At 33.0% G+C, this 688-nt stretch carries 1 protein-coding gene; it reads right to left on the bottom strand.

Translation table 11 applies throughout. The features are described from left to right. Positions 1-688: hypothetical protein (locus LQU93_RS09895; RefSeq protein ID WP_229933720.1), on the bottom strand; the 688-nt coding region annotated here is incomplete at both ends.

Raw genomic sequence — 688 nt, 5'->3', positions numbered from 1 at the left:
GGTTGTCAATAACTACTCCATTTTTTGGTTGTTCATTTACATCTGGAGCATTCAAGTATGATGATAGTCCAGCAATAGCCACAATAGGCGCCCAAATCAAATCATCACTCTTGCTTTGATCTAATGAATATAGATAGTTTGTATTGTTTATTATGATTGGGTTATTCTTGTCTATGTTTGGTTTATAATCACTTGGGCGTTTATCATTTATGTCAAGAGCTTTTATGGACATATCAAGTTGCTTTAAGGCAATGGCAGTTGCAAATTCATTTTGTTCTTTATCTTTTGGTATAAAAATTCCGTTTTTATTATCTAGATAATGGGCTTGCTCATGCCTTAGTGCTGTTAAAAATGTCTCAACACTAGCTAAAGATTTAGTGTCTATATATACAGAGCTTGGATCATCTTGATTAAATTTACCACCACTGTAGGGCTCAAGATTTGCAAATTTTACACTAAGTCCGGCTTGTGCAGCGATATTTTGGGCGGCTTGTTGTTTTTCAAATATGTTTGCATTTGGATTATTTAGTACATCTAAATTTATATCAAGTGAAATTTTGTCTTTGTTGTAGCCATTATATAAAAGTCCAACATAATCAAAAAACCCTGAGACTTTTGCATTTTGGACTGTTGCGATTAAATGAGTAGCCTTTGTAATAGCTGTGGCTTTATTATATTCATCTTCTAT

Origin of the sequence: Campylobacter majalis, from assembly GCF_905120465.1 — a bacterium.
GTDB lineage: Bacteria > Campylobacterota > Campylobacteria > Campylobacterales > Campylobacteraceae > Campylobacter_A > Campylobacter_A majalis.
Note: the sequence above shows the minus strand (reverse complement) of the source record. Positions and strands in the feature narration are given on the sequence as shown.